Below are 6,496 nucleotides of genomic sequence, written 5' to 3'. Positions count from 1 at the left end.
CCTGTTGCTGCTGCTGTCCGACGTCGACGGCCTGTACGACGGGGACCCGCGCAAACCCGGTACGTCGATGGTGACCGAGATCCGCGGCGCCGCCGATCTCGAACCGCTCGCGATCGGGAAGACCGGGGCGTCCGGGGTCGGTACCGGCGGCATGCAGACGAAGGTCGAGGCGGCCGGAATCGCCACCGAGGCAGGGATCCCGGTGATCCTGACGTCGGCGGGCCGGGTCGGCGAGGCGCTGCGGGGTGACGCGGTCGGGACGCTGTTCCACCCCACCGGCCGACGGCGCAAGACGCGGTTGCTGTGGCTGGCGCACGCGACGTCCGGTCAGGGCATCCTCCGGCTGGACGACGGCGCCGTACGGGCGCTCACCCAGCGCCGCGCGTCGCTGCTCCCGGCCGGAATCTCCGCCGTGGAGGGCACATTCTCCGCGGGCGACCCGGTCGACCTGGTGTCGCCTTCGGGCGTGACGATCGCCCGCGGACTGGTCAACTACGACGCGTCCGAACTACCCGAACTCCTCGGCCGCTCAACCCGGGACCTCGCCCGCGAGCTCGGCGCGGCGTACGAACGCGAAGTAGTCCACCGCGACGACCTGGTCCTGCTGTAACGACTTAGGATGGCGAAGTGAGCGAGATCATCGAGTTGGCGCGGCGGGCGCGGGTTGCGTCGTACGCGTTGGCGGAAGCGTCCCGGGGTACCAAGGACGCGGCGCTGCACGCGATGGCGGCGGCGTTGCGGGCGAACACCGACGCGATCGTCGCGGCGAACGCCAAGGACGTGGCGGCCGCGCGCGACGCCGGTACGCCGGAGTCGACCGTGGACCGGCTGGCGCTGAACCCGTCGCGGGTCGACGGGATGGCCGCGGGCCTGGAGCAGCTGGCCGGTCTGTCCGATCCGGTCGGCGAGGTGGTCCGTGGGTACACGCTGCCGAACGGGCTCGAGCTCCGCCAGGTCCGCGTGCCGTTCGGCGTGGTCGGGATCATCTACGAGGCCCGGCCGAACGTGACCGCCGACGCCGCCGGCATCTGCCTGAAGTCCGGCAACGCGGTTCTGCTCCGGGGTTCGTCCTCGGCGGCCGCGTCCAACGAGGCGATCATCGCCGTACTGCGGGACGCCGCCGCGCCGGCCGGCCTGCCCGCCGACGTGGTCCAGGGCGTGCCGACCGACCGGGCCGCGGTGAAGGAGTTGATGCAGGCACGCGGGCTGGTCGACGTACTGATCCCGCGTGGCGGCGCCGGGCTGATCCAGACCGTGGTGAGCGAGTCGTCGGTGCCGGTGATCGAGACCGGGGTCGGCAACTGTCACGTGTACGTCGACGCGGACGCGGACCTGGACCTCGGCCTGGAGATCCTGCTGAACTCGAAGACCCAGCGCCCGAGCGTCTGCAACGCCGCCGAATCGCTGCTGGTGCACGCGTCCGTCGCCGATGAGTTCCTGGCCCGCGCGCTGCCCGCGCTGGCCGCGGCCGGCGTGACCGTGCACGGCGACCCGGCAGTAGTTGCTGCAGGCAAGGATGTGGTGGCCGCGACCGAGGAGGACTTCGGGACGGAGTACAACTCGCTCGACCTGTCGGCCGCGGTGGTCGGCTCGCTCGAGGACGCGGTGCAGCACATCCGCCGGTACAGCTCGGGTCACACCGACGCGATCATCACCCGGTCGCAGGCGGCGGCGCGGCGGTTCACGCAGGCGGTCGACTCGGCGGCGGTGGTGGTGAACGCGAGCACCCGGTTCACCGACGGCGGCGAGTTCGGCTTCGGCGCCGAGATCGGGATCTCCACCCAGAAGCTGCACGCCCGCGGCCCGATGGGGCTGCCGGAGATGACGTCGACGAAGTACGTCGTCACCGGCGAGGGCCAGATCCGGACCTGAGCAACTCGGCCGCGTCCCGTACCTGGGTGTGGGGCGGCTCCGGGGAGACCACCGCGAGAGCCGCCCGATGGTCCGCTCCCACCTCGAGCCGGACCACCTGGATCCCGTCCGGCGCCGCGGCCCGCAGGTCTCCGCGCAGTCCTTCGCCGGTCGCCTTCAGCACGGCCTCCTTCCGGGTCCAGTACTCGGTGAACCTGCGCACCTTGTCGATCCCGGTACGCCGACTCAGCTCGCGTACCTCGTCCTCCGCGAACGCGATCCGGGCGACCGCGTCGACGTCCACGTCCGGATCGACCTTCTCCACGTCGAGCCCGACCGGCCGGTCCGCCACCGCGACACCCACCAGCTCACCGGAATGCGTGACGGACAGCTCGACGCCGTCCGCCCGTACCTTTCCGTGCGGCTTCCCGCACTCCGGGCAGGTCCGGTCGAGCCTGATACTTGCCGCTGGCAACGAGAACCGCGCGGCCAGGACCCGCCGGACGATCGTCACCCCGAGCAGGAACCGCGCCTTGTCGACATCTCGTACGTAGGCAGCCAACCGCCCATGCTCAACCGCATCCAGATCCGCCACGAACTCGTCCCGGGCCTCGCCGACCCGGGCCCACCAGACGTCCACGGTCACACCGGCCCCGGTGTCCAGGTGAGCGTGCCCGACCGCAGCTCGTCCAGCACGCCGTCGATCCACTCGGCCTCGGCGACCGTCAGCGCGACCTGGTACTCCGTCTCCAGTAGCGCGAACCGGGGGATCGGCTGACCGTCCACCGTCGACGCCAGCTCCCGCCGCAGCTCCTCGATCCGTTGCGTGAGCAGCTCGCGCCGCCGCCCCAGCAGCTCACCGGCCGTTGCCGGCGGCAACAGCATCACGAACGACAGTCCGGCCGGGAACTCCGGGAACTCGTTCCGCGGCGTCGTGAGGATCTCCGACAACCACTCCCGGCACACGTCCCGCCCGGCGGTCGTCAGATTGTAGACAGTTCGCTCCGGATACCGCTCGTCCCGCTCGGTCGCGCCGGCCGCGATCAGCCCGGCGTCCTCCAGCCGCACGATCATCCGGTACAGGCTGGTCCGTTGGCCGACGTTCACCACCTGGTCCTTGCCCCACTGTTTGATCAGCCGCTGGATCCCGTACGGGTGCATCGGCCCGTTCTCCAGCAACCCGAGGATCGCCAGCGCCAGGGTCGAACGTCGAAAAGTCACCCCTTCACTATATGGGGTCAGAGAAACTAGTTGCAATGTAACTAGAGCCCGTGTAACTATCGATCCATGAGCGCAGAACTGACCCAGGGCGCCGCGACCTCCCGCGACGGCACCGAGATCGGCTACTACACGACCGGCCAGGGCCCGGCGGTCGTCGTACTGCACGGCAGCATGGAATCGGCCACCAGCCACACCCTGTTCGCCCAGGAGCTGGCCGATGAGTTCACCGTGTACCTCCCGGACCGCCGCGGCCGCGGCCTGTCCGGCCCGATCCGGCCGGACCACGGCGTACGGACCGAGGTCGAGGATCTGGACGCCGTACTCACGGTCGCCGGAGCGGAGCGCGCGTTCGGGATCAGCGCCGGGGGAGCAGTCGTACTCGAGGCCGCGCGCACGCTTCCGTCCCTGAAGCAGATTGCGCTCTACGAGCCGGCGATCGTCGCCGACGGCGCACCGCACCGCGAGTGGCTCGTCCGCTTCGACCAGCAGCTCGCCCGCGGTGACCTCGCCGGCGCGATGGTGACCAGCATGTTCGGCTTCGAGATGGCGCCGCCGTTCCTCAAGGTCGCGCCCCGCGGTCTGCTCCGCTGGGCCACCGAGAAGATGCTGGCCAAGGACGCGCGCCAGGCCGCCGACGGCGCGGTCGTACTCCGTGATCTGGCGCCGACGATCCACGCCGAGGGCACGATCGTCGCCGAGCTCGGCGGTACGTTCGACGCGTTCCGGACGGTGGATGCCGACGTACTGCTGCTCGGCGGCACCAAGGGCCTCCGCGGCCTGCGGCCCGGCCGCGACACGCTGGAGAAGGTGCTGCCGAACGTCCGCCGGATCGAGTTCGACGGCTACGACCACGGCTCGGCGTCCGATCCCGGCGGCGTGAACCCGGGCGGCAAGCCGGAGGCGGTACGCCGGATCGCCGCCGAGGTGAAGGCCTTCTTCAAGCAGTCGTGACGGTCACTCGGGAAGCGGTGCGGGGCGGCCTTCCCAGCGGGTCGACAGTACGACCGTCGTCCGCGTCCTGACCACGCCGTTCACGCGCCGCAGCGAGCCGACGACCGCCTCCAGCTGGGTGACGTCGGCGACCCGGACCTTCACCACCAGCTCCTGGTCGCCGGCGACGAACCAGCAGTCCTCGACGGCGGGGATCTCCCGGACCTGCTCGACGATGTCGTCGGTCTCCACGTCGTCACGCTGGAACAGGCCGATCAGCGCGCTGGTGCCGAGACCGACCCGGTCCGGGGCGACGACGGCGCGGTAACCGAGCAGTACGCCGCGCTCCTCGAGCCGCCGTACCCGCTCCTGGACGCTCGGACCGGACAGGCCCACCTCGCGGCCGAGCTCGGCCCAGCTGGAGCGGCCGTTCAGTCGCAGCGCCTCGATCAGCTGCCGGTCGATCGCGTCCATGACGTCTCCTGTTCACCGCAGATTCTAAGGCAGGGAATGCTCTGTGCCTTTAATTCGTTTGTGAGAGCGTAATACCTACCGTACAATTTGAGGTACCGGGGACAGTCCGCCCCGGTTCCGCCGTACCAACCCAGTGAAGGAACCATGATCACCCCTGATGTTGCCCGGGCCCGTATCGACGAGCGGCACCGCGCCGCGGCGCAGGCGCGTCGCGCGCACTCCGTGCCGTCCACCTGGCGCCGGCTGCTGACGCGTACCGCCCGGAAGAGCTAACCCGGCCGCCACGAGATAGGCTCTGCACCATGCAATCGCTCCTGGTGCCGCTGATCGCGGTCGTACAAGAGGCCGCCGTCGACGCCTCGCACATCTCCAAGTGGTGGTTCGGCGGGTTCGCGATGGTCGTGTTCCTGCTCCTGCTGGCCGTCACCGTCATCATGGGCAAGGGCCGGCCGCACAGCTGAGCGGCGTGCTGAAGGGCTGACGTGGCAGAAGTGGAGCGGGTACGACGCATCGGCGTGATGGGCGGCACGTTCGACCCGATCCATCACGGCCACCTGGTCGCGGCCAGCGAGGTGCAGTCGTACTTCGACCTCGACGAGGTGATCTTCGTCCCGACCGGCCAGCCGTGGCAGAAGTCGGACCGCAAGGTCTCCCCGGCCGAGGACCGGTACCTGATGACCGTGATCGCGACCGCGTCGAACCCGCGGTTCTCGGTCAGCCGCGTCGACATCGACCGGCCGGGGCCGACGTACACGATCGACACCCTGCGGGACCTGGCCAGGCTGTACCCGGACGCGGAGCTGTTCTTCATCACCGGCGCCGACGCGCTCGCCCAGATCCTCACCTGGCGGGACGTGGACGAGATGTTCAAGCTCGCCCAGTTCGTCGGCTGCACCCGGCCGGGGACCGAGAGCCTCGAGCTGCCGCTGGACCAGCTGCCGATGGACCGGATCACGCTGCTCGAGGTGCCGGCGCTGGCGATCTCGTCCACCGAGTGCCGCGCCCGGGTCGCCAAGGGCAACCCGACCTGGTACCTGGTGCCGGACGGCATCGTCCAGTACATCGCCAAGCGTGAGCTCTACACCAACCGTTAGGACGTCTTTATGCCTGCCAGTGAACGCGCCATCGAGCTGCTGACCGCGGCCGCGGAGGCGGCCCACGACAAGAAGGCCGAGAACGTCCTCGCCTTCGACGTGTCCGAGCAGCTCGCGATCACCGACGCGTTCCTGGTCGCCTCCGCCTCCAACGACCGCCAGGTCCGCGCGATCGTCGACGCGATCGAGGAGAAGCTCCGCGTCGACTTCGACGCCAAGCCGGTCCGCCGCGAGGGCGCCCGCGAGGGCCGCTGGGTGCTGCTCGACTACCTGGAGATCGTCATCCACGTCCAGCACGACGAGGAGCGCGCGTTCTACTCGCTGGAGCGGCTCTGGCGCGACTGCCCGGCCATCACGCTCCCGTCCGGAGCCGTGACCGGCTCGGCTGCCGCTGAATGACCGCCGGACGGCTGATCGTCTGGCGCCACGGCCGGACCGAGTGGAACCTGCAGAACAAGATCCAGGGCCAGGCCGACATCCCCCTCGACGAGGTAGGCATCGCCCAGGCCCGCGCCGCCGCCGCCCGCCTGGCGTCCCTCGCCCCGACCCGCCTGTTCGCCAGCGACCTGCAACGCGCCGCCGCCACCGCAGGTGAACTCGCCGTCCTCACCGACCTCAAGATCGAGTACGACGAGGCGCTCCGCGAGATCGACGTCGACGACTGGGCCGGCCTCACCTCCGCCGAACTGGCCGCCATCAACCCGGTCGCCGCCGCCCGCGTCGAACGCGGCGAAACCCAGCGCCGCGGCACCAACGGCGAAACCGTCGAAGAAGTCGCCACCCGCTTCGCCGCGGCGCTCACCCGCATCTCCACCGAAGGCACCCCCGAAGACACCATCGTCATCGCCACCCACGGCCTCGCCGCCCGCGTCGGCATCTGCGTCTTCCTCGGCATCCCCCAACCCCACTGGCCCGCCTTCGGCGGC

11 protein-coding genes are annotated in these 6,496 nt (G+C 70.4%); 8 read left to right on the top strand and 3 right to left on the bottom strand.

Features of this window, described 5'->3' with window-relative positions:
• Together VFF46_RS00155 and VFF46_RS00150 are read left to right on the top strand one after the other, a co-directional pair.
• On the top strand, positions 1-610 hold a 610-nt coding region (locus tag VFF46_RS00155), incomplete at its 5' end, for a glutamate 5-kinase (RefSeq protein ID WP_325034879.1).
• 17 nt (positions 611-627) lie between these two features.
• Positions 628-1,872 (top strand): glutamate-5-semialdehyde dehydrogenase, encoded by a 1,245-nt coding sequence (locus VFF46_RS00150; RefSeq protein ID WP_325034878.1) that lies wholly within the window; start codon positions 628-630, stop codon positions 1,870-1,872.
• Here VFF46_RS00150 and VFF46_RS00145 read toward each other — a convergent pair.
• Complete coding sequence (locus tag VFF46_RS00145) at positions 1,844-2,491, bottom strand: 4'-phosphopantetheinyl transferase family protein (RefSeq protein WP_325034877.1); 648 nt, start codon at positions 2,489-2,491, stop codon at positions 1,844-1,846. The genes VFF46_RS00150 and VFF46_RS00145 overlap by 29 nt on opposite strands.
• A 2-nt stretch (positions 2,492-2,493) precedes the next feature.
• Entirely contained in the window at positions 2,494-3,072 is a 579-nt protein-coding gene (locus tag VFF46_RS00140; protein ID WP_325034876.1) for a PadR family transcriptional regulator, read from the bottom strand.
• A 66-nt stretch (positions 3,073-3,138) separates the two neighbouring features.
• Here VFF46_RS00140 and VFF46_RS00135 point away from each other — a divergent pair, with 66 nt between their 5' ends.
• Complete coding sequence (locus VFF46_RS00135) at positions 3,139-4,023, top strand: alpha/beta hydrolase (protein ID WP_325034875.1); 885 nt, start codon at positions 3,139-3,141, stop codon at positions 4,021-4,023.
• A gap of 3 nt (positions 4,024-4,026) precedes the next feature.
• Here the strand turns inward: VFF46_RS00135 and VFF46_RS00130 are convergent, their stop codons facing one another.
• Positions 4,027-4,476 (bottom strand): Lrp/AsnC family transcriptional regulator, encoded by a 450-nt coding sequence (locus tag VFF46_RS00130; RefSeq protein WP_325034874.1) that lies wholly within the window; start codon positions 4,474-4,476, stop codon positions 4,027-4,029.
• A 144-nt stretch (positions 4,477-4,620) separates the two neighbouring features.
• On the opposite strand from VFF46_RS00130, the gene VFF46_RS00125 reads away from it, so the two are divergent.
• The 5 genes from VFF46_RS00125 to VFF46_RS00105 all read left to right on the top strand — a co-directional run.
• On the top strand, positions 4,621-4,749 hold the full coding sequence (locus VFF46_RS00125; RefSeq protein WP_325034873.1) for a hypothetical protein: 129 nt from the start codon (positions 4,621-4,623) through the stop codon (positions 4,747-4,749).
• Positions 4,750-4,778: 29 nt separating this feature from the next.
• Positions 4,779-4,937, top strand: coding sequence for a hypothetical protein (locus tag VFF46_RS00120; protein ID WP_325034872.1), 159 nt, complete (start codon positions 4,779-4,781; stop codon positions 4,935-4,937).
• Between the two features lie 21 nt (positions 4,938-4,958).
• Entirely contained in the window at positions 4,959-5,570 is a 612-nt protein-coding gene (nadD, locus tag VFF46_RS00115) for a nicotinate-nucleotide adenylyltransferase (protein ID WP_325034871.1), read from the top strand.
• Positions 5,571-5,579: 9 nt separating this feature from the next.
• Positions 5,580-5,969, top strand: a complete 390-nt coding sequence (rsfS, locus tag VFF46_RS00110; RefSeq protein ID WP_325034870.1) for a ribosome silencing factor — start codon at positions 5,580-5,582, stop codon at positions 5,967-5,969.
• Positions 5,966-6,496, top strand: a 531-nt coding sequence (locus VFF46_RS00105) for a histidine phosphatase family protein (protein WP_325034869.1), incomplete at its 3' end; no start/stop codon positions are given. The genes rsfS and VFF46_RS00105, both read left to right, overlap by 4 nt.

This window comes from Kribbella sp. (genome assembly GCF_035655035.1).
In the GTDB taxonomy this organism is placed as follows: Bacteria; Actinomycetota; Actinomycetes; order Propionibacteriales; family Kribbellaceae; genus Kribbella.
The sequence above is the reverse complement of the archived record's forward strand: the minus strand, read 5'-3'. Positions and strand labels throughout refer to the sequence as shown.

Excerpts from the sequence above, each read along its gene's own strand:
- VFF46_RS00120 (WP_325034872.1), top strand. The coding sequence starts at position 4,779 with ATGCAATCGCTCCTGGTGCCGCTGATCGCGGTCGTACAAGAGGCCGCC.
- rsfS (WP_325034870.1), top strand. The coding sequence starts at position 5,580 with ATGCCTGCCAGTGAACGCGCCATCGAGCTGCTGACCGCGGCCGCGGAG.
- VFF46_RS00125 (WP_325034873.1), top strand. The coding sequence starts at position 4,621 with ATGATCACCCCTGATGTTGCCCGGGCCCGTATCGACGAGCGGCACCGC.
- VFF46_RS00135 (WP_325034875.1), top strand. The coding sequence starts at position 3,139 with ATGAGCGCAGAACTGACCCAGGGCGCCGCGACCTCCCGCGACGGCACC.
- VFF46_RS00130 (WP_325034874.1), bottom strand. The coding sequence starts at position 4,476 with ATGGACGCGATCGACCGGCAGCTGATCGAGGCGCTGCGACTGAACGGC.